Origin of the sequence: Mycobacterium paraense, from assembly GCF_002101815.1 — a bacterium.
Taxonomy (GTDB): domain Bacteria; phylum Actinomycetota; class Actinomycetes; order Mycobacteriales; family Mycobacteriaceae; genus Mycobacterium; species Mycobacterium paraense.
In genome coordinates, this window is sequence record NZ_LQPM01000023.1 from 146,345 (window position 1) to 166,386 (window position 20,042).

The following is a 20,042-nucleotide window of genomic DNA, read 5'->3' on the forward strand; positions in this document are numbered from 1 at the left end:
GGGGGTAGGCGATGTCGTTTGTGGTCGTGGCGGCGGACGTCTTGGATACGGCCGCGGCGGACGCCGCGCAGATCGGTTCGGCCGTGAGCGCCGGCAATCTGACCGCGGCCATTCCGACAACCGAACTGGCCGCGGCGGGGGCCGACGAGGTGTCGGCGGCCATCGCGGCGCTGTTCGGCTCCCACGCCCAGGAGTATCAGGCGGCGGCGGCCCGGGCCGCGACGTATTCCGCGCAGTTCGTGCGCACGCTGACCGCGGCGGCGGCGTCGTACGCGGCCGCGGAGGCGGACATCGCCACGTCGCTGCAGGGCCCGCTGAGTGCGGCCACCGCCGCGCCCCTGGCCGGCCCGATTGCCGCGGTCGAACAGGCCTGGAACAACAGCCCGCTCGGTCAGGCGCTCGCGCCGATCATCAACCAGGCCATCGGCGGCACCGGCGGCAACCAGCAGTCAATCGTCATCGACTTCGTCCGGCACGGACAGTCAATTGGCAACGCCGCCAACCTGATCGACACGGCCGTGCCCGGGCTGCCACTCACCCCGCTGGGCATCCAACAGGCGACGGCCATCGGCTCCGTGCTCGGGGGGCCAGGCAACTTCGCCGGGGTCTTCGAGTCGCAGCTGACCAGGGTGCAGCAGACCGCCTTCTTCGCCGGCATGACCAACGCTTCGGTAATGCCCGGGCTCAATGAGGTCAACGCCGGCATCTTCGACGGCGCACCGGACATCAGCCCGCAGGGCCTCATGTACCTGGTCGGCCCGCTGGCCTGGACGCTCGGGTTCCCGATCGTGCCGATGCTCGCCCCGGGCTCGGCCCACCTCAACGGGATCGTTTTCGACCAGGGCTTCACCAACGCGATGCAGACGATGTACGGCACCGCCGTCGCGAACCCCGTGATGAACCCGACGAACGGCCACGTCACCGACGTCGCGTTCTCCAGCGAATTCGCCATCGAAGTCGGAACGCTGATGAACGTCAACAACCCGAATCCCTTGCTGATGATCACGCACCCGCTGCCCAACACCGGCGTGGTCGTGGTGCAGGGCAGCCCGCAGGGCGGCTGGACGATGACCAGTTGGGACGGCATACCGGTGGGCCCCCCGACCCTGCCCACCAAGCTGTTCGTCGACGCGCGCAACCTGATCACGGCGCCGCAATTTGCGGCCTGGAACAGTTGGGCCGCCCTGGGCACCGGCGATCCGACGACCATCGTCAACGCGGTGCAAAACGGCGTCGACGAGGTTGCGGGGGCGACTCTGCACTTCCCGATCGCGGTGACGCGGGACCTGGTGCACGCCGTGACGCACACCAGCGTCAGCGGGCTGGCGGCGGAACTGAGCGGCCTCATTTAGACCATCGCGTCGCCCGGGCGACGCCGGCACCGTTAATGTCGGTGATCCGGGGGAGCAGGAGGCCACGATGACATACGCGTTCGATCCCGAGCTCGCCGCGGTGGTACCGATGCTGCCCGACCTCGACGGCGCCGATCCGGCGGCGATGAGGGAATCCCTGTCGGCGATGATCGCCCAATTGCCGGCCCCCGACCTGAGCGGCGTGGACGGTGAGGATCGCCTGATCCCCGGCGGTCCCGGCGACCCCGAGGTGCCCATCCGGATCTACCGGCCGGCCGAACGCAGCGGGGCCGCGGCCGTCTACAGCGTGCATGGCGGCGGGTTCATCGCGGGTGACCTGGAGACCGAACACGCCGGGAACGTCGGGCTGGCGCGCGCGCTCGGCGTCGTGGTCGTCGCCGTCGATTACCGGCTCGCCCCGGAGACACCGTTTCCGGGACCGCTCGAGGACGTCTACGCGGGGCTGGTGTGGACCGCGGAGCACGCCGACGAGCTGGGGATCGATCCGCGCCGCATCGCCATCCACGGGGTCAGCGCCGGCGGCGGGCTGTGTGCCGCGCTGGCGCTGCTGGCCCGGGACCGCCAGGGTCCGCACATCGCGTTCCAGTTCCTCGGGGTTCCCGAGCTCGACGACCGGCTCGCCACCGCCAGCATGACCGTCTTCACCGACACCCCGCTGTGGAGTCGACCCAAGGCCGTCGCCAGTTGGGACTGCTACCTCGGCGCGGGGCGCGCCGGCTCCGACGAGGTGCCCATCTATGCCGCACCGGCTCGCGCGACCGACCTGTCCGGACTGCCGCCGGCCTACATCTCGGTGATGCAGTTCGACCCGCTGCGCGACGAAGGCATCGCCTACGCCCAGGCACTGCTGGCCGCCGGGGTGACCGTCGAATTGCATTTGTTCCCCGGTACTTTCCACGGTTCGGCGCTGATCCCGGACGCGGCCATCTCGCGGCGCGAGGGCGCCGAGGCGGTCGAGGTCTTGCGCCGGGCGCTCGCCCTGTAGGTCGCCGCGGCTTGTAAGAACGTCGTCGCACCATCAGACTGGCTGATATGCGCGATCGCGAGACGATCGACTCAGAATTGCGGCGCATCGCTCTGGGGCGCCAGTCGATCCGTGAGCAGGGCGGGCGGCCGTCGATCCAAGAGGTCGACGACCTGCTCGACGAGCGGCTCGGCCACCGCCCACCGGCGCCCGCGACCGACGCTGTCGCCGACCCCCCGCGGCAGCGCACCACTGGTGCGAAAGCGCCTTTCAGCCGCAAGCGGGTGATGCGCCGTTTCGGCCTCCTCGCGGCCTTGCCGCTATCCCTGGTCGCCGGTGTCGCCGCGGTGGTGGTGATGTCCGGGACCCACCAGCCCGAGCCGGCGGCCGAGCCGGCCGCGGTTCCGCCGCCCCCGTCGACCGTGCGACCCACCCCGGCCGCCCCCGCGGCTCACGCTCCGCAGCTCGACATCGCCGACCGGGCGTTCATCGGCGCGTTGAAGCACGACGGAATACCGTTTCCCGACGCCGAGTACGTGACGGCCCATGGGCATGCGGTCTGCGACTTCCTCAGCAGTCAGCCCGATTTCGCGCAGGCGATCCGCTTTGTCCAGGGATCGACGATATGGGACGCCAATCAGAGCGCGAACTTCGTGGCCGGCGCCGTCGTCTCGTACTGCCCGCAGTACGAACAGGCAAGCCCGGGGGACCTGCAGCCCGGCGTGGAGAAGACTCTGTCCGATCTGCACGCGGTGCAAGGTGAACTGCAGGGCATTCAGGGCGATCTGCAAAACATCCGCGACGGGCTGCCCGCCCTCCCCGGCCAGCCGTAATCAGGCCCGCGCGCCAGTCTGGCGATCCCTCATGGGTCGGGAGGGGGCGGCGGCGGTGGGGTCCACCGCTTACCGTCGGTCGTCCATCCGCACGGCAGGTAGTTGAGCTGCGGGGGCTGGCCGTCGAATGTCAGGCACTTCGGTGCACCCGGTGGGGGCCTGGGCGTCGGCGATGGCGTGTCGGCGTGCGCGACGGTCCCGCTGAGCATCAAAGCCCCAACGGCAACTGATACCGCGACTAACTTCCGCATCCGAGGCTCGGCAAGTGCTAGGACCAACCACCATCGATGGTAGTCGGCTGCATCGCCGCGGAACCTTGAAAGTTCCTGGCAGTGTCAGTGGCGGCGCATCCAGACGACGACGCCGACGACGGCCAGCACGAGCGCCACGGCCGCGAGGACCCGCCACGGCGGCGCCGGAGAGGCTGCCCGGACGGCGGGTTGCTGTGTTGTAACCCGTTGCGCCGGAGGCTCTTTGGTTGCCGGGCTCTGCCGGGGTGGGCTTTGCTTAGCGGCCGGCTCCTGCTTGGGCGTCGACGAAACCGTGGTCGCCGCCGCAGGAGCCGGTGGCGCGGCGGGAGTTTCGGGCGCCGGAGGTTGTCGCCGGTCGCGTCCGCGCCGCCTGCGCGGCGCCCAGACCTCGTCGCCCAACTCGTCGGGAATCAGCCACATCAGCAGGGCGAGATTGACCACCGCCAGGATGCCATTCAGCAGAACCTCGGCGGCGTGAAACCCCAGCGGCGGCGTCGGCTTGTCGCCCGTCGTGGCGACGCTGCTGACGAACAGCAGGATGGTGTAGGCGACGGCGCTCAGGGCGGTAACCGTTATCGCCGCGCGGCGATGCCAGGAACACGCGATGGCCGCCACGCCGAACGCCAGCAGGATCCCGCTGTAGAGCGGGGTCGCGGTCAGGCCGAAGACGGGGGCGCCGGTGGGCCCGGCATGCGGATGCAGGGCCGCCGAGACCAGTCCGGCGATGCCGAAGAGGCTCACCAACGCGCCCTCGACCAACAGGAACCAACGCCCGCTGTGGAAACGCCCCGGGTCCATCGGGACCCGGCGCAAGCCCGACGTCAACCCGGGAACATGACCCGCCGTAACCGGCATCTCGCCACCTCCAGGCCGACAACACGCTGTGGCATTGGCTACCCGTTACCGGCGGGACTACTCCAGCGGTCGGCTTGGTTGTTTGCCAGTTTGGGTATCTACGCAGTCAGATCGGCGCACGCCCAGACCGTGCCGTTCACCAAGGAGGCATCATGTGGCACAGCATCGTCCTGGCAGCGGCACAACAACCCGAGGCCGCGGGCATCATCCTCAGGGGGATCAAAGGCATCTTCGTCGCGATCGGAAGCATCATCGCGGCCATCGTGTGCGGCGTCATCGCCGGCATGAAGGGTCGCAGCGCCCTCGGCTGGGGCATCCTCGGGCTGTTCTTCTCGATCCTGACGCTGATCGTCGTCATCGTCATCCCGTCGAAGAAGTCGTGACGCTCACGGGCCTTATCGGAGCGGTCGGGCGATCGACTCGAGAAGAAGCTAGCCGTCCGCCCCCGCCAACTCTTCCGATGCCAGCGCGGCGACTTTAACTTCGCTCCCGATTATGTTTTACACACCAGGTTGGGGAGCATTGCTGACCGCTGTATCGACGCTGACGGGCGCACTAGGTGGGGTTGCGATCACTCAATGGAACTCCAACCGTCAGTCTGCCCGAGAATATTTTGAGGCGCGTCGTTCTGAGCAGCGATTGGCGGTATTGGATGTCATGGAGCCGGCGGCAATGCTCACACCAAAGATGCGGCGATTTGCGTCCTTGATAGACAGGGCAGCCGCGGGCGAAGCAGTTCAGGATATTGAGGCTTTTTATGGGCCGGCCTACAAGGAAGCGGTGACTCAGAAGAGTGAGCTGACACGCGCGATCCGAAAGGCTGCGCTAATTATCACGGAACCGAAGATCGCTGAAGCCTTGGAAGGTCTCGAAAAGGCTGCCGACGACCTGGCGGCCGAGCGCAGCGCAGCTGGCCTAGCAGCAGAAAGAGGACAGCCAGATAGTACGGCGCTCCGAAGGGCTATAGATACGTACAACTTTTCTGCCCTTCGGCTGAGAGTGGTTGCGCGAGAACAGCTCACCCGAAGGTCCTAGGTTAGGGCGAGGGGAGGAGCTGCCTAGAAATTCGAACTTTTCGACTCCCACTTGGGTGCAGCTGCCGAAAAGCTAGACGGAATTGTAGACAAAATATGGGCAAATTGGCGTTACTGTAATACAGCAACGTCGAAAGACATGTCTAACAGCGCAACTTCGTTGCAGCTATCGAGCCCCCTGTCAGGATTGAACTGACGACCGCTCGCTTACAAGGCGAGTGCTCTACCACTGAGCTAAGGAGGCCGGGTAAATCAGGGTGCCAGCCTAGCCGCTCACTCCTCGCTCTCGATGATGCGCGTGGAGCGCACCGACCGCGACGAGGTGCGCCGTCCGGGGCGGCGGCCGGGCAGCGGAATCCGGTCGGCGATGTTGCTCAACGGGTTGACGACCATGGTGAGCCCGATGACGGCGTCCTGCAGGGTGGCGATGGCCGGCTCCAGCGCCTCCATGCCGGGGGTCAGCCGCGCCAGGGTGTCGGCGACGTCGGCGAGCTGGTCCAGCGGACCGTTCTTGGCGGTCAGCTTGTCGATCAGACCCCCCTCCGAAAGTAACCGCTCGGCCAGCCCGTCCTCACCCAAAATCCGCTCGATCAGTCCCTCCTCCGCGAGCAGCTGATCGGCCAGCCCGCCCGGCTCCAGGGCGCGCTGCAGCCCACCGCCCTCGGCGGTCAGCCGGTCGAGCACGCCGCCCTCCGAGGTCAGCATGTCCACCACGCCGCCCTGGCGCAGCAGCCGGTCCAGCGGCCCGTCGGGCGCCACGGCGCGACCGAGCGGCGCGTCGTCGTCCAACAGCCGCGCCAACCGGTTGGCGCGGGTGATCGCGTCGTCCAACCCGAACATGGACGCCATCGCGTTGGATCGGGCGTCGCTGCCCGCCTCGCCCAGCGCGCGCTTCGCCACGCCCACCGCCGCGGTGGCGACGCTCAGGCTCGCGTCGGCGGCGGCAAGCCCGGCCCGCGCGGGAGCGGTCGCAAGCGACACGATGTCTTTGGCGAAGTTCATGCCATCAGAGTCTATTCGCGACACCGCCGGTAAAGCCCGACCGTTCCAAGGTCATGCGATGATTCCTGGCAGACTGTTAGCAGACGACTGGCACCGAGCTTTCAGGAATCACACAATAATCGGAAAGGCAACGTTCAAACAAAGGACGGAAGTACCTCATGACAGCGCCCACCTCAAACGAAACCAAACCGGAGGCTCGCGTACTCGTAGTCGACGACGAGGCCAACATCGTCGAACTGCTCTCCGTCAGCCTCAAGTTCCAGGGGTTTGAGGTCTACACCGCAACCAACGGGGCCCAGGCGCTGGATCGCGCGCGTGACGCGCGGCCCGACGCGGTGATCCTCGACGTGATGATGCCCGGCATGGACGGCTTCGGGGTGCTGCGCCGGCTGCGCGCCGACGGCATCGACGCCCCGGCGCTGTTCCTAACCGCCCGCGACTCCCTGCAGGACAAGATCGCGGGCCTGACGCTGGGCGGCGACGACTACGTGACCAAGCCGTTCAGCCTCGAGGAGGTCGTGGCCCGGCTGCGGGTCATCCTGCGGCGCGCCGGCAAGGGCGGCGCCGAACCCCGCAACGCACGGCTGACGTTCGCCGACATCGAACTCGACGAGGAGACCCACGAGGTGTGGAAGGCCGGCGAGCCGGTGTCGCTGTCGCCGACCGAGTTCACCCTGCTGCGCTACTTCGTGATCAACGCGGGCACCGTGCTCAGCAAGCCGAAGATCCTTGACCACGTCTGGCGCTACGACTTCGGCGGCGACGTCAACGTCGTGGAGTCGTACGTCTCGTACCTGCGTCGCAAGATCGACACGGGCGAGAAACGGCTGCTGCACACACTGCGCGGCGTGGGCTACGTCCTGCGCGAGCCGCGCTGAGCGCGAAAGCGAAGAATGTAGGGATGGCCATCAAGTTTCGACGCGGAGTGCCACTGCGGGTGGGTCTGGTGGCCGCCACCCTGTTGCTGGTGGGCTGCGGTCTGGCCGTCTCCGGCTTCGCCGTCACCTCGATCCTGCGTCACGTCCTGATCGGCCGGATCGACCAGACGCTGCTCGAGGCCTCCCGCGGCTGGGCGCAGGCCCCGCGGCGCCAGTCGCCGCCCCCCTACGAAGGCCCCGATCCCGGCCGCCCGCCGTCGAAGTTCTATGTACGGGGCGTCGGCACCGACGGCACCCCGTTCACCGCCATCAACGACCGCAACTCCGAACCGGCGCTGCCCCCCAACAACGATGTCGGCCCGAGCCCCACGACGCTGCCCTCGATCAACGGCTCCGATATCCAGTGGCGCGCGGTATCGGTGCGCGGACCGCACGGGCTGACGACGGTCGCGATCGACCTGTCCGACGTCCAGCACACCCTCAGCTCCCTGGTCTGGCTGCAGTTCGGCATCGGTGTCGCGGTGCTGGTGGTCGTCGGCATCGCGAGCTTCGTGGTGGTGCACCGCAGCCTGCGCCCGCTGGTCGAGGTCGAGCACACCGCCGCGGCGATCGCCGCCGGACAGCGTGATCGCTTGGTTCCGGAGCGAGATCCCCGGACCGAGGTGGGCCGGCTTTCGTTGGCGCTCAACGGAATGCTCACCCAGATCCAGCAAGCGTTGGCCTCCTCGGAGTCGTCGGCCGAGAAGGCCCGACGTTCCGAGGACCGGATGCGACGGTTCATCACCGACGCCAGCCACGAACTGCGCACGCCGCTGACGACCATCCGCGGCTTCGCCGAGCTGTATCGGCAGGGCGCGGCGCGCGACGTGTCGATGCTGTTGTCGCGGATCGAAAGCGAAGCCAGCCGGATGGGCCTGCTGGTGGACGACCTGCTGCTGTTGGCCCGGCTGGACGTGCAACGCCCGCTCGAACATCACCGGGTCGACCTGCTGGCGCTGGCCAGCGACGCCGTCCACGACGCGCAGGCGATCGACCCCAAGCGCACCATCAGCATGGAGGTCCTCGACGGCCCGGGCACCCCGGAGGTGCTCGGGGACGAACCCCGGATTCGCCAGGTGCTCAGCAACCTGGTCGCCAACGCCCTGCAGCACACCCCCGAAAGCGCCGACGTCACGGTTCGCGTGGGCACCGAGGGCGACGACGCGGTGCTGGAAGTGGCCGACAAGGGCCCCGGCATGAGCCAGCAGGACGCGTCGCGGGTGTTCGAGCGGTTCTACCGGACCGACTCGTCCCGGGCGCGGGCCAGCGGCGGCACCGGTCTGGGGCTGTCGATCGTCGACTCGTTGGTGCGCGCGCACGGCGGCGACGTCAGCGTGCTGACCTCACCCGGGGAGGGATGCTGCTTCCGCGTTACGCTGCCCCGCGTCAGCGACGTTCCCGCTCCGGAGCCGGCTCACGCCAGTTGAGCCAGCGCCGCCTTGATCTTGGCCTGCGCCGCGTCCAGGGATTCCGCTGACGGGTTGCGGTCGACGTTGGCAAAACCGAAGTCGCTCAGGCTGCGGGTGGGGAAGACGTGGACGTGCAGATGGGGCACCTCGAGCCCGGCGATGATCAGCCCGGAGCGTTCGGTCTTGAACGCCTTGCACACGGCCTTGCCGATCAGCTGGCTGACCGCCATGACGCGGCCGAAGACCGCGCCGTCGACGTCCTGCCACTGGTCGATCTCGGCGCGGGGGACCACCAGCGTGTGGCCCTGGGTCATCGGCTCGATCGTCAGGAACGCGACGATGTCGTCGTCCTCGTAGACGAAACGGCCGGGCAGTTCGCGGTTGATGATCTTGGTGAAGATCGAAGCCATGGGCCCCAGCATATGTTCGGCCACCGATCGATGAGTTTGGCGGGTGTTGATGGTCAGTCCGGATAGGACCCCACGACGAAGGAACGAGTTTTCGCCATGTCACAAGTGCGCGTGCACAACTTTTCGGTCTCCCTCGACGGTTTCGCCACCGGCCTCGGGCAAAGCCTCGAGGCGCCGTTCGGACACGCCGGAGGCCGGCTACACGAATGGTTCTTCGGCACCCGGACCTTCCGGGCGATGCACGGCGAGGCGGGCGGCAGCACCGGCATCGACGACGCGCTCGCCGGCAGGTGGGAGCCGGGCATCGGCGCCGAAATCATGGGACGCGGCAAGTTCGGACCGCAGCGCGGTCCGTGGACCGGCCAACCGGGCGGTGCGGAATGGAAGGGCTGGTGGGGCGCCGAGCCGCCGTTTCACACCCCGGTCTTCGTGCTGACTCACCACCCGCGGCCCCCGATCGAGATGGACGGCGGCACCACCTTCCACTTCATCGACGCAAGCCCCGCCGAATCGCTTGCGTTGGCGCGAAAAGCCGCCGGTGGCAGCGACATTCGGATCGGCGGCGGACCGTCGACCGTGCGCCAGTTCCTCGCCGCCGACCTCGTCGACCATCTGCACATCACGGTGGTGCCGATCATCCTGGGGCGCGGCGAGCGCTTGTGGGACGGGTCGGAGGGCCTCGAGCAGCGCTTCGCGGTGGAATCGGTGAGCAGCCCCAGCGGCGTCACGCACCAGATCTTCACGCGCCGCTAGGCAACCGCCGGCACGGTTGCCACGCCGCCTCGAGGCCGAATCGTTAGCGCAGCGTTGCGGTTTCGTTCTGCGACCCCGGGAAAATCGCTGTACGCACTTCACGGGAGGAGACCTCTGTGCGGTTTCCCGTGGCGTTGCTGACCGCGTGCGCCGTGTGCCTTGCCCCGGCGCTTGCCGCCGGGGCCGACGCGCGGGCGGCGGCTGTGTTCGGACCGCTGGCTCCGCCCAACCCGTTCATGGCGCCGATGGGGCTGGCGTCGCTGCACAACGATGCCGAATCATCCGACGCGGGACCGCTTCCCGGCCCCGGCGCGCACCTGGTCCCGATCTTCGGCTACCCGCTGCTGGCGGCGTGCCCGACGATCATGCAGGGCACCGACGGCCTGGTGTTGGCGCTGTGCACCAGCGACCTCACGCAAACCCCGACGATCTTCCTGATCGACCCCGGGGGCTGGGTCCCGGTCTTCGTCCCGCTGGCCAAACTTCAGGTCGCCAAGGGCAGCCTGCTCGGCGGCGTCTACGCCTACCTCGACAACAACAATCAGGTGGTGATGATCGACGGCACCAACCACCTGCTGCGCATCGCGCACGTCAAAGAGCCAGGGCCGCTGGGCTGTTGGAAGCTGGTCGTCACCGAGTCCACCGATCTGTCCGGGGCGATACCGGCCGGCGACAACTCGGTGGGCCTGGTCCCCGACTATGCGGGCAACGTCTGGTTCGCCACCGGTAACGGCGTCGTCGGTGTGGGCAAGGCAGGCGGCGGCGTCGCCTCCGTGCAGCTGCCGGCGGGAGAGCAGGTGGCGAACAGCATCTCGTCGGCACCGAGCGGTCACGTGGCGGTGGCCACCACCTTCGCCCTGTACGAGCTGAACCTCGACATCGCGGGCAACCCGCAAATCCTTTGGCGCGCGGCGTATGACCGCGGCCCCGCCCGCAAGCCCGGCCAGCTGAGCTGGGGGACGGGCTCCACCCCGGTGTACTTCGGCCCCACCACCGGCGCCGATTACCTGACCATCGTCGACAACGCCAGCCCCCAGGTGCACGCGCTGGTCTACCAGTCCGGCACGGGTCAATTGATCTGCCAACAACCGGTTTTGACGCAGGGCGGCCCAGGCAGCGAGAACGCGCCGATCGGGGTGGGGAACTCGGTGTTCGTGTCCAGTACCTACGGCTACCCCTACCCGGCGGTTCCGGCGGGCGCGCCCCCGGCCGTGCCGCCGACGGCGCCGTTCGTCGGCGGGATGACACGGGTCGACGTCGACAATCCCGGCTGTCATACCGTGTGGGAGAACAAGGTTCGCAGCGCCGCGCTACCGCACCTGTCGATCGCGGACGGCTTGCTCTACACCATCACCCGGATCGGGTGCGACAAGACGACGCCGCTCGACATCTTCGCCTACGGCGTGGTCGACTCCGGCAACGGTGCTCTGCTGTGGCAGCAACCGAAGTCGGCGACCATACTCAGCGATCCGCTGCAGACGCCGACCATGGTGCTGATGGACGGCAAGGCGATGCAGGGCAACCTCACCGGGCTCGGGCGGATCGGCTGAGCGGACTCACCCCTCCTGGCCGAACTCCATCATCTCGAGGTTCCAGTAGCCGCGCATGTTGGTGATCAGCCCGGCGTCGTTGACCTTGTAGGTGAACACGCCGCGCACCCTGCTGGTGACTCCGCCCTCGAACCTGCTGTGCAGCACCAAGATATGCGCGATCTCGTCCGGCGAGCTCGACGGGAACGTCTCCTCGCAGGTGATCGTGAGCTGGTTGGCCGCGATGTTGGTGTCGTAGAAGGCCGCGACGCCCTCCTTGCCCCGCACCCCGGTTCCGTCGGGATTGGTGACGGACTTGCCGATCGGGTCCTCGACGACGACGTCGTCGGCCATCAGCGCCAGCCATCCCTCGCGGTCGTGCGCCTGCACGCAGCGCCACGACGATTGCGACGCGGCCAGTGCCGGGGAGGCCTGAGATTGCGCGGTTTCGGTCATTTCTGTCTCCTCTATCTCTAGATCGCGCACGCGGCGCGTGCGCCCTCCTCGGTGGCTTTGCGGATGAGGCCCAGCCCGCTGCAGTCGCCGGCGGCGTGCACCTCGGCGCCGGGCATGGCCGCGACCAGGCTGTCGAACAAGCTGGTGTCGGGCTGGACCGTCCCGGCGACGACGACGCTGTCGGCGGCCAGTTCCCGGGGCTCGCCACCGGCGGGGGTAAACACCACGTCGCGCGGGGTGATCCGGTCGACGGCCGCGCGGACGTGCACCGTGACGCCGAGCCGGTCGAGGCGATCCATGTGCTCCGTCTTGCGCTTGTTGCCCACCTCGGGCGCAATGTCCTTGCCCGGCTCAAGGATTGACACCTGACGGCCCCGGCTCGCCAGGAACTCGGCCAATTCGAGGGCGACCAGGTCGCCGCCGACGATGGTCACCCGCCGGCCGATCGGCATCCAGGCCCGGGTCGCGGGCCGAAAGGCGGAGGGGCGCACCAGTCGCTCCCGCCAGCCGGCGAACAACTCGCGCAACCCGGGTCCGGTGTACACGTGCGGCAGGTCGGCGCCGGGGATGGTCGGCACCGCGACGTGGCCGCCGGTGGCCACCACCACCGCGTCGGGCGCCGCCCGGACGATGTCGTCGGCCGAAACGTTCTGTCCAGCTTCGACCTTCGCGGTGCTGAGCCGGATCTCGTTGCGCAGGTAGTGCAGGAACGGCTGGTTTTCCGGGTGCAGCACCGCCGCCCAGCGCAATGCCCCGCCGAGTTGACCGCTGCGCTCGAAGAGCGTGACGCGATGCCCGCGTTCCGCGGCCACGCGGGCGGCCTCCAGCCCGGCCGGTCCGCCGCCGACCACCACCACCCGCTTGGCCCGACCTGCGCGGGGGGCGGCCAGCTCGCGCTCCCTGCCGGTGCGGGGGTTGACCGCGCAGTCGACGGAGAAGCGCTGTTCCATTGCGTCGATGCAGTTTTCGCAGGAGATGCACTTGCGCACGCGGTGCGCCCGGCCGGACCGCAACTTGCGGGGCAGCTCGGGGTCGGCCAGCAGCGGCCGTCCCATCGCGACGAAATCGGCGCGGCCGTCGGCGAGGATCCGCTCGGCCGCGACCGGGTCGTGGATGCGGCCGACCGCGATCACCGGCACGTCGACCACCTGCTTGACCGCGGCCGCCGCACCGACGTTGATCCCGTCTCCGTCGTCGGCGCCGTTGACCATCCCGGTGACCAGCCGGTCGATCACCCCGCCGCTGACATGGAACGCGCTCACCCCGGCGGCCACGAGTTCGGGTGCCAGCCGGGCGGTTTCGTAGATCGGCCGGCCGCCCGCGACCCGCTCGTAGCCGGAGATGCGCAGCGTGATCGGCAGGTCGTCGCCGACCTCGGAGCGAATCGCGGCCAGCGCCTCGATCACCACCCGCACCCGGCCGCGCGCCGAGTCACCCCGGTAGTCGTCGGTGCGCCGGTTGCGCTGGGGCGCAAGGAAAGACCCCAACAGCATGTAGCCGTGCGCGGCGTGCAGCTCGATGCCGTCGTAGCCCGCCTCGGCGGCGCGGCGCACCGCGGCCTTGAACAGGTCGAACACCTCGCACAGCTGGCGCTTGCTGATCTCGGCCGACGGCCGCCCGGTGAGGTAGGACGGAATCACCGACGGCCCCAGGGAGGTGACGCCGAACATCTCCGGTCCCAGGCCGTCGGGCCCGGCGTGCACGATCTGCGGCTGGATCTTGGCGCCGTGCTCGTGCACCGCCTCCACCAGCGCCCGGTGCGCGTCCACCGCGTCGTCGGTGGCCAGGTGCAGGCCCCCGGGCGTCTCGGGGTGACGATTGTCAACGCCGGTGGCCCCCACCGTGATCAGCCCGGCGCCACCCTCGGCGCGGGCGGCGAAATAGTCGCGGGTGCGCTCCGACGGCAGCCCGTCGGGGGTGCCGTACATCGTCTCCATCGGAGACATGACCACCCGGTTGCGCACCGCCATGGCGCCGATTCGTCCCGGCGCCAAAAGGTGCGGAAAGCTGGCCACTCAGGACCGGTGGGTTACCGGTCGGCGTCGGTGTAGCGGATGACGCCGCGAATGTTCTTGCCTTCCAGCATGTCCTGGTAGCCGTCGTTGATCTGCTCGAGCTTGTACTGGCGCGTGATCATGTCGTCCAGGTTCAGCTTGCCGGCCTTGTACATCGACAGCAGCTGCGGGATGTCGTACTGCGGGTTGCCACCGCCGAAGATGGTGCCCTGCAGGTTCTTCTGCATCAGGGTCAGCATCGCCAGGTTCAGCGTGACGTTGGTGTCCAGCAGGCTGCCGATGGCGGTCAGCACGCAGGTGCCACCCTTCTGGGTGATGTTCAGGTAGGCGTCGATGTCGGCGCCCTGCAACTCACCGACCGTCACGACCACCTTGTGGGCCATCAGGCCGTAGGTGACCTCCGCCATGCCCATCAGCGCGGCGTTGATGTCGGGATAGACGTGGGTGGCGCCGAACTTGAGGGCCTGGTCGCGCTTCCACTCCACCGGGTCGATCGCGAAGATGTAGCGCGCGCCCGCGTTGACGGCGCCCTGCAGGGCGGCCATGCCGACGCCGCCGACGCCCACGATGGCGACGTCCTGGCCCGGCCGGATGTCGGCGGTGCGAACCGCCGAACCGTAGCCGGTGGTGACGCCGCAGCCGACCAGGGCGGCCACCTCGAACGGCACCGACGGATCGATCTTCACGACGGAACTGCGGTGCACGACCATGTACGGCGAGAAGGTGCCCAGCAAGGTCATGGGGAAGACGTTCTGGCCGCGGGCCTGGATGCGGAACGTCCCGTCGGACACCGCGGCGCCGCCCAGCAGGCCGGCGCCAAGATCACAGAGGTTGCGCATGCCGGCCTGACAGGTCGGGCAGGACCCGCAGGACGGGATGAACGACAGCACCACGTGGTCGCCGGGCGCGATGTCTTCCACGCCGGGTCCCACCTCGGTGACGATGCCGGCGCCCTCGTGGCCGCCGAGCACCGGGAACCCCGCCATCGGGATGCCGCCGGTGACCAGGTGGTGGTCGGAGTGGCACATGCCGGCCGCTTCCATCTGGATCTTGACCTCATGCGCTTGCGGGTCGCCGATCTCGATTTCCTCGATGGACCACGGCTGGTTGAACTCCCAGATCAGAGCGCCTTTTGTCTTCACGTTGGACCTGACCCCATTTCGCCTTTGAAATTAACTGCCGACCCGTCTTGCCGGCAGCGGTGGTGACGAGTGCCACACGGCACTCTTGTCGCGCCAGCATAGCGCTTAGAACAAATCAAATGCTTGGTTGGGTGCCGCCGCCTCACCAGATCGGGACGGGCGCCTGGCCCAAAGGGTAGTAGCCGGGCAGCTTCTCGCCGGCGACGCTGCGCTCGATCCGCCGCTGCATGCCGGCGGACAGATCGCCGGACTCGATCAGCTTCGCGAACATCTTCGCGACATGGCCGAAATCGAAGAAGTCGCGCTGCCACTCGATGAGCTGGTCGCCGTCGAGGCGGAACCAGCTGCCGCCGATCCCGTAGATCTCGTCCTGGGTGCCGTCGGTCTTGTTGACGATCTGCTTCCAGAAGCCGACGATCTCGCCCTGCTTCTCGTCGATGAGCACCTTCTGGTACTCGTACACCCAGTTCTCCAGGCCCTCCATCTCCAGGCCGAGGGCGATGTCGCGAATCTCGTCGACGCCGACGCACATCACGTCCTCCTTGGGGCCGATGTTCCAGCCGTAGGTGGCGTCTTTGGTGTAGAAGTCCGCCAGCGGCTTCCAGTCACCGGCCTTCTCGCAGTCCTTGTTGGCCTGCAGCCAGCGGTCCACCCATCCTTCGAGATCCGCGCGTGAATGCGACACCATCGTTAGTCTTCTTTCTCTTTGATGAACAGTGCTTGCGTGGGGCACATCGCGACCGCGCGCTCGACCTCATCGCGGGCGTCTTCGGGCGGTTCGGGGTCGAGGATCTCGACCTTGCCCCGCTTGGGCACCCGGAAGTAGTCCGGCGCCTCCAGTTCGCACATGGCGTGGCCCTGACACAAATCCAGATCGGCTTCGACCCTGAATCCGCCCATCGGCTTCACTCCTTACGCGTTGCGCTTGCGGTAGCGCACCTTCGCCGGCCGGGCGAGCTGGACGACCATCTTGGAGTGGTCGTTGTGATAGCTGTCGGCCGGCTGGGCCATCTCGAACTCGTACTCGCGCAACAGAACCGAGAAGATGGCTTTGATCTGCATCTGGGCGAAAGCGGCCCCCACACAGCGGTGTCGCCCCGCGCCGAACGGAATCCAGGTCCACCGGTTGACGATGTCGGCCTGCTCCGGCTTGTTGTAGCGGTCGGGATTGAAGGCGTCCGGATCGGGAAAGTCCTCGGGAATCCGGTTCGAAATCGCCGGGGACGCCGCGACGTAGTCGCCGGCGTGGATCGGGAAGCCCTCGACCTCGAACTCGCCCTTGGCGACGCGCATCAGGATGATCAGCGGCGGATGCAGCCGCAGGGTTTCCTTGACCACGTTGTCCAGCTTCGGAATCGAGCGCAGCGCATGAAAACTCACGGCCTGGCCGTCGGCGTAGAGCTCCTCGAGCTCTGCGAGCACCTCGGCGTAGACGTCGGCGTGGCGGATCAACTCGATCAACGTCCAGGCCGACGTCCCGGAACTGGTGTGGTGCCCCGCGAACATCAGCGAGATGAACATGCCGGTGACCTCGTCGGCGGAGAAGCGCGGCCGGCCGTCCTCATCCTTGATCGAGACCAGCACGTCGAGCATGTCGCGGTCGGCCTTGTCCTTAGGCGGATTGGCCAGCCGCTGGTCCATGATCTCCTGCACCACCGCAACGAGTTTCACGCGCGCCTCGTCGCGACGCTTGAAGCTTTCGATCGGGAGGTAAGGGTCGACGTAACACAGCGGGTCGGTGCCGCGTTCCAGCTCGTGGTAGTACTCGGCGAACCGATGGTCGAGCTGCTCGCGGAACTTCAGCCCGATCAGGCAGGCCGTCGAGGTGTAGATGGTCAGCTCGGCGAAGAAGTCGAGCAGCTCGATCTCGCCCTCGTCGCCCCAATTGGCGATCATCTTCTTGACTTCGCCCTCGATGGTGGCGGCGTGGCCCTTCATCTGTTCGCCCCGCAGCGCCGAGTTGTGCAGCATCTCCTTGCGCCGCTCGGGGCTGGCGTCGAACACCACGCCCTTGCCGAAGATCGGCGTCATGAACGGGTACGCTTCGGCCTGGTCGAGGTCCTCGTCGGCGGAACGGAAGAAGAACTCGTTGGCGCCCGCGCCGGACAACAGGATCACGTGCTTGTCGACCAGCTGGAACCAGCCGACATCTCCGCACTCGTCCCGGACGCGCTGCATCAAACCGATTGGGTCCGTGCGGAATTCCTCCAGGTGGCCGTGCTCTTCTTCGCCGCCGGAAACCCGCGGCACGATCGCTGTGGTCATGTGGACGGCATCCCCTCTTCGCCGAGTGCGAGCTTCTGGCGGTCTTTCTTGTCGGCCAACGGCGCTTCGGGCTGAAGCTCCATGTTCGCGATGAAGCCCCCGCGCGGGGTCTCGGCGACGAACGTGATGGCCCGGGCCAGATCCGCCGCGCGCAGGAAATAGTCGTGGCGGGCCTGGCCCCACTTGGCCCAGTCTTCGAGTGCGGGGCCGATCTTCTCGGCCGGCAGGCTCCAGCCCATCGAGGTCTTCGTCGGGCCGGGGTGCACGATCGAGGCCCGCACGCCGGTGCCCTCGAGTTCCATCTGGAAGTTGGTGACCATCGCGACGAGCGCGGCCTTGGCGGCGCCGTAGGCGCCCATGTGCGGCCGCTGGCGCAGGGCCACGTCGGAGCCGACGAAGATCAAGTCGCCGCGCTGCCGGGCGAGCATCCCGGGCAGCACCGCGGCGGCCAGCCGGTTGGCGCCGACGAGGTGGATCTGCAGCTGCGACTCGAACTCGTCGGTGGTGATCTCGGCGAGCTTGCCGAAGTAGGTGTCGCCCGCGCCGGCCACCAGCACCTCGATGTCGCCGAGCGCGTCGACCGACTGAGCGACAAACGATTTCACCGAGTTCGGGTCGGTGACGTCAAGGTGGAACCCGACCGCCTCGCCCCCCTCGGCGTTGATCTTGCCGACGATGTCGTTGAGCTTCTCGACCCGGCGGGCGCCCAGCGCGACCGGAAAGCCGTGCGCCGCCAGTTCGATGGCGGTGGCTTCTCCGATGCCGGACGAGGCGCCGGCCACGATCGCCGGCCGGCGCTCGGGCAAGGGGTCAAAGCGGGGCATGTGCGGCCCTTCAGTTGATCGTGAGAGTCATGGGTAGGTGAGCGAATCCGCGGACATTGCTGGAGTGGACGCGGACGGCGTTGGCCTCGTCCACCTGATATCCGCGGATTCGCTTGAACAACTCGGTCAGCGCGACCCGGGCTTCCATCCGCGCCAGATGCGCGCCAAGGCAGAAGTGTGCGCCGCTACCGAAACTCAATAGTTTGGGCCCGATTTCGCGCCCGATCACAAAGTCGTCCGGGTTGTCGAAGACCCGCCCGTCGCGATGGCCCGAGCCGGGCAGCAGCAGCAGGACGTCGCCCTCGGGAATGGTGGTGTCATACAGGGTGAGCTCCCCGGACACGGTGCGGGCCAGGATCTGGCTCGAGGTGTCGTAGCGCAGGGTCTCCTCGACCCACAGCGGCACCCGCGACAGGTCGGCGTACACCGGGGCGAGCTGATCCGGGTTTCGGTGGCCCCAAAACGCGGCGTTCGCAAGCAGTTTGGTGGTGGTCTCGTTGCCGGCGATCACCATCAGGAACATGAAGCCGAGCACCTCGTCGTCGGTGAGCCGGTCGCCGTCGATCTCGGCCTCCAGCAGCGCCGACGTCAGGTCGTCCGTCAGCTTCTTGCGCCGCTCGGCCACCATCCCCTGGTAGTAGACGATCAGGTTGAGGGAGGCCTCGACGGCCTCTGGCGGCACGTCGGTGACGCCCTCCTCGCGGTGCATCACGCCGTCGGCCCACGCGCGGACCTGGACCCGGTCCGGCTCGGGGACGCCCATCAGTTCGGAGATGACGTCCATGGGCAGTTTCCCGGCGAACTCGTCGACGTAGTCGACGGTGCCGTCTTTCGCCTTCTCCAGCATGGTGTCCAGGTGCTGGGTCGCGATCTCGGTGACGCGGGGCTCCAGCTCCCGAATCCGCCTGGGCGTGAACCCTTTCGAGACCAGCGTTCGCAGCCGCAGGTGGGCCGGATCGTCCATCGCCAGGAAAGACATGGTCTTGGACGCGTGCGGGCCGCGCGACGCCGGGTCCAGCGAGACGCCGTACTTGTTGGACAGCGTCGTGCTGTTGCGGAAGCCGTGCAGCACATCCTGGTGCCGCGACAGCGCCCAGAACTTCAGCTCGTCGTTGCGATACAGCGGCGCCTCGTCGCGCAGCCGCTGGTAGTACGGGTACGGATCCTCGTGGAAGTCGTAGTCGTAGGGATCCAGGACCAGCTCGTGGTCGCCGACGTGCACGGTCATCTAACTACCTGTCTCCTCGCTGGCGGCGCTCAAGATGAGCCCCGCCACGTCGACGAGGCGGTCGGCGATCTCACGGTAGGTGAGCTGTCCGCTGGCGGCCTGCACCAGCGCGCCGAAAAACGCCATCTCGAGTGCGGATACGGTGGCGGCGTCGGCCCCCGGACCGATCGCCGAGGCGATGCGGCGATGGATTTCCGCGCCGATCCGGTCGCGCGCCGCGCAGACGGCGGGATCGGTGCCGCCGCCCAGCAGCGCCGCGGTGCACGCCGCGCCGACCTCCGGTTCGTCGGCGACCACGAGGGCCAGATGGCGCAGGACCTTGTCCACGCGGGTGGGCATGGGGTCGTTCACGTCGGTGAAGTAGGGGACCTGGCGCACCAGGTCGAGGTAGACCTCGGCGATCAGATGGTTCTTCGACGAGAAGTAGGTGTACGCGGTGGCCGGGGCCACCTTGGCGCGGGCCGCCACCGCGCGCACCGTCAGGTCGGCGTACGACTTCTCGCGCAGGGTTTCGATGCCGGCCGCGAGGACCTTGCGGAAGGTCTCCTCCTGGCGGCGGTTGCGCAAAGTCGCTCCGGTCTGGCGGTCGGCGTGGGATGCGATCGTAGCCAGTGCATCGCTGGACACATGTCCAAGCTATCGGATGCCCGCGGCGGGAGGCAAGCCTGGGCGGGAAATACGCAGTTAAATCAGGTAGTTTGCCGACCGCCCGGGCGCCGGCCGAGATCCGCTCTTGCACCCCCGGCGGCCCGGCGACTATGGTTCGATGCGACTATATCGGA

20 protein-coding genes, 1 tRNA gene and 1 pseudogene are annotated in these 20,042 nt (G+C 67.9%); 9 read left to right on the forward strand and 13 right to left on the reverse strand.

From position 1 onward, the window contains the following. The first annotated feature begins 11 nt into the window (after nucleotides 1-11). From AWB89_RS17860 to AWB89_RS17870, 3 genes are all read left to right on the forward strand, one after another. Nucleotides 12-1,352, forward strand: a complete 1,341-nt coding sequence (locus AWB89_RS17860) for a PE domain-containing protein (RefSeq protein WP_085175451.1) — start codon at nucleotides 12-14, stop codon at nucleotides 1,350-1,352. Nucleotides 1,353-1,419: 67 nt separating this feature from the next. Further along, nucleotides 1,420-2,358 carry an alpha/beta hydrolase gene (locus AWB89_RS17865; protein WP_085175453.1) on the forward strand — a complete coding sequence of 313 codons (939 nt, stop codon included), beginning with the start codon at nucleotides 1,420-1,422 and terminating at the stop codon, nucleotides 2,356-2,358. A 47-nt stretch (nucleotides 2,359-2,405) separates the two neighbouring features. Beyond that, complete coding sequence (locus AWB89_RS17870) at nucleotides 2,406-3,170, forward strand: DUF732 domain-containing protein (RefSeq protein WP_085175455.1); 765 nt, start codon at nucleotides 2,406-2,408, stop codon at nucleotides 3,168-3,170. A 335-nt stretch (nucleotides 3,171-3,505) separates the two neighbouring features. Here the strand turns inward: AWB89_RS17870 and AWB89_RS17880 are convergent, their stop codons facing one another. Next, the gene (locus AWB89_RS17880; RefSeq protein WP_085175457.1) at nucleotides 3,506-4,276 is read right to left on the reverse strand and encodes a DUF4383 domain-containing protein; all 771 of its coding nucleotides are present in this window, start codon (nucleotides 4,274-4,276) and stop codon (nucleotides 3,506-3,508) included. A gap of 152 nt (nucleotides 4,277-4,428) precedes the next feature. Here AWB89_RS17880 and AWB89_RS17885 point away from each other — a divergent pair, with 152 nt between their 5' ends. Together AWB89_RS17885 and AWB89_RS27050 are read left to right on the forward strand one after the other, a co-directional pair. Then, nucleotides 4,429-4,659 carry a deoxyribodipyrimidine photolyase gene (locus tag AWB89_RS17885; RefSeq protein ID WP_085095707.1) on the forward strand — a complete coding sequence of 77 codons (231 nt, stop codon included), beginning with the start codon at nucleotides 4,429-4,431 and terminating at the stop codon, nucleotides 4,657-4,659. 112 nt (nucleotides 4,660-4,771) lie between these two features. After that, a complete protein-coding gene (locus tag AWB89_RS27050; protein WP_142282564.1) occupies nucleotides 4,772-5,311 on the forward strand; it encodes a hypothetical protein in 540 nt (179 codons plus the stop codon). Between the two features lie 171 nt (nucleotides 5,312-5,482). Here the strand turns inward: AWB89_RS27050 and AWB89_RS17890 are convergent. Then, nucleotides 5,483-5,554 (reverse strand) — tRNA-Thr (locus tag AWB89_RS17890). Between the two features lie 29 nt (nucleotides 5,555-5,583). Next, the gene (locus AWB89_RS17895; protein ID WP_085175459.1) at nucleotides 5,584-6,312 is read right to left on the reverse strand and encodes a hypothetical protein; all 729 of its coding nucleotides are present in this window, start codon (nucleotides 6,310-6,312) and stop codon (nucleotides 5,584-5,586) included. A 158-nt stretch (nucleotides 6,313-6,470) separates the two neighbouring features. Between AWB89_RS17895 and phoP the strand changes: the two genes are divergently transcribed. Beyond that, nucleotides 6,471-7,190 (forward strand): two-component system response regulator PhoP, encoded by a 720-nt coding sequence (gene phoP / locus AWB89_RS17900; RefSeq protein WP_085095703.1) that lies wholly within the window; start codon nucleotides 6,471-6,473, stop codon nucleotides 7,188-7,190. A 23-nt stretch (nucleotides 7,191-7,213) separates the two neighbouring features. After that, nucleotides 7,214-8,672, forward strand: a pseudogene (locus AWB89_RS17905) (sensor histidine kinase). Here AWB89_RS17905 and AWB89_RS17910 read toward each other — a convergent pair. After that, the gene (locus AWB89_RS17910; protein WP_085095911.1) at nucleotides 8,644-9,048 is read right to left on the reverse strand and encodes an HIT family protein; all 405 of its coding nucleotides are present in this window, start codon (nucleotides 9,046-9,048) and stop codon (nucleotides 8,644-8,646) included. The pseudogene AWB89_RS17905 and the gene AWB89_RS17910 sit on opposite strands and share 29 nt — an antisense overlap. 96 nt (nucleotides 9,049-9,144) lie before the next feature. Here AWB89_RS17910 and AWB89_RS17915 point away from each other — a divergent pair, with 96 nt between their 5' ends. Next, nucleotides 9,145-9,801, forward strand: coding sequence for a dihydrofolate reductase family protein (locus tag AWB89_RS17915; protein ID WP_085175463.1), 657 nt, complete (start codon nucleotides 9,145-9,147; stop codon nucleotides 9,799-9,801). A gap of 116 nt (nucleotides 9,802-9,917) precedes the next feature. Continuing rightward, nucleotides 9,918-11,351, forward strand: a complete 1,434-nt coding sequence (locus tag AWB89_RS17920) for a hypothetical protein (RefSeq protein ID WP_085175465.1) — start codon at nucleotides 9,918-9,920, stop codon at nucleotides 11,349-11,351. Nucleotides 11,352-11,357: 6 nt separating this feature from the next. On the opposite strand, the gene AWB89_RS17925 is transcribed toward AWB89_RS17920, so the two are convergent. From AWB89_RS17925 to AWB89_RS17965, 9 genes are all read right to left on the reverse strand, one after another. Beyond that, a complete protein-coding gene (locus tag AWB89_RS17925; protein ID WP_085175467.1) occupies nucleotides 11,358-11,786 on the reverse strand; it encodes a ketosteroid isomerase family protein in 429 nt (142 codons plus the stop codon). 17 nt (nucleotides 11,787-11,803) lie between these two features. Next, nucleotides 11,804-13,801, reverse strand: a complete 1,998-nt coding sequence (locus AWB89_RS17930; protein WP_085175469.1) for an FAD-dependent oxidoreductase — start codon at nucleotides 13,799-13,801, stop codon at nucleotides 11,804-11,806. 14 nt (nucleotides 13,802-13,815) lie between these two features. Further along, nucleotides 13,816-14,943, reverse strand: a complete 1,128-nt coding sequence (locus tag AWB89_RS17935) for an NDMA-dependent alcohol dehydrogenase (RefSeq protein ID WP_085095691.1) — start codon at nucleotides 14,941-14,943, stop codon at nucleotides 13,816-13,818. 142 nt (nucleotides 14,944-15,085) lie between these two features. Next, a complete protein-coding gene (locus tag AWB89_RS17940; protein ID WP_085175470.1) occupies nucleotides 15,086-15,631 on the reverse strand; it encodes a nuclear transport factor 2-like protein in 546 nt (181 codons plus the stop codon). 2 nt (nucleotides 15,632-15,633) lie between these two features. Then, a complete protein-coding gene (locus AWB89_RS17945) occupies nucleotides 15,634-15,843 on the reverse strand; it encodes a ferredoxin (protein WP_085095687.1) in 210 nt (69 codons plus the stop codon). Nucleotides 15,844-15,855: 12 nt separating this feature from the next. After that, nucleotides 15,856-17,208, reverse strand: coding sequence for a cytochrome P450 (locus tag AWB89_RS17950; RefSeq protein ID WP_085095685.1), 1,353 nt, complete (start codon nucleotides 17,206-17,208; stop codon nucleotides 15,856-15,858). After that, the gene (locus tag AWB89_RS17955) at nucleotides 17,205-18,032 is read right to left on the reverse strand and encodes an SDR family oxidoreductase (RefSeq protein WP_085095683.1); all 828 of its coding nucleotides are present in this window, start codon (nucleotides 18,030-18,032) and stop codon (nucleotides 17,205-17,207) included. Before AWB89_RS17955 ends, AWB89_RS17950 begins: the two co-directional genes overlap by 4 nt. A gap of 10 nt (nucleotides 18,033-18,042) precedes the next feature. Continuing rightward, nucleotides 18,043-19,260: a cytochrome P450 gene (locus AWB89_RS17960; protein WP_085095681.1), complete on the reverse strand. Its 1,218-nt coding sequence runs from the start codon at nucleotides 19,258-19,260 to the stop codon at nucleotides 18,043-18,045. Continuing rightward, complete coding sequence (locus tag AWB89_RS17965; RefSeq protein ID WP_085095679.1) at nucleotides 19,261-19,887, reverse strand: TetR/AcrR family transcriptional regulator; 627 nt, start codon at nucleotides 19,885-19,887, stop codon at nucleotides 19,261-19,263. It abuts the gene before it with no gap. Between the last annotated feature and the right edge of the window lie 155 nt (nucleotides 19,888-20,042).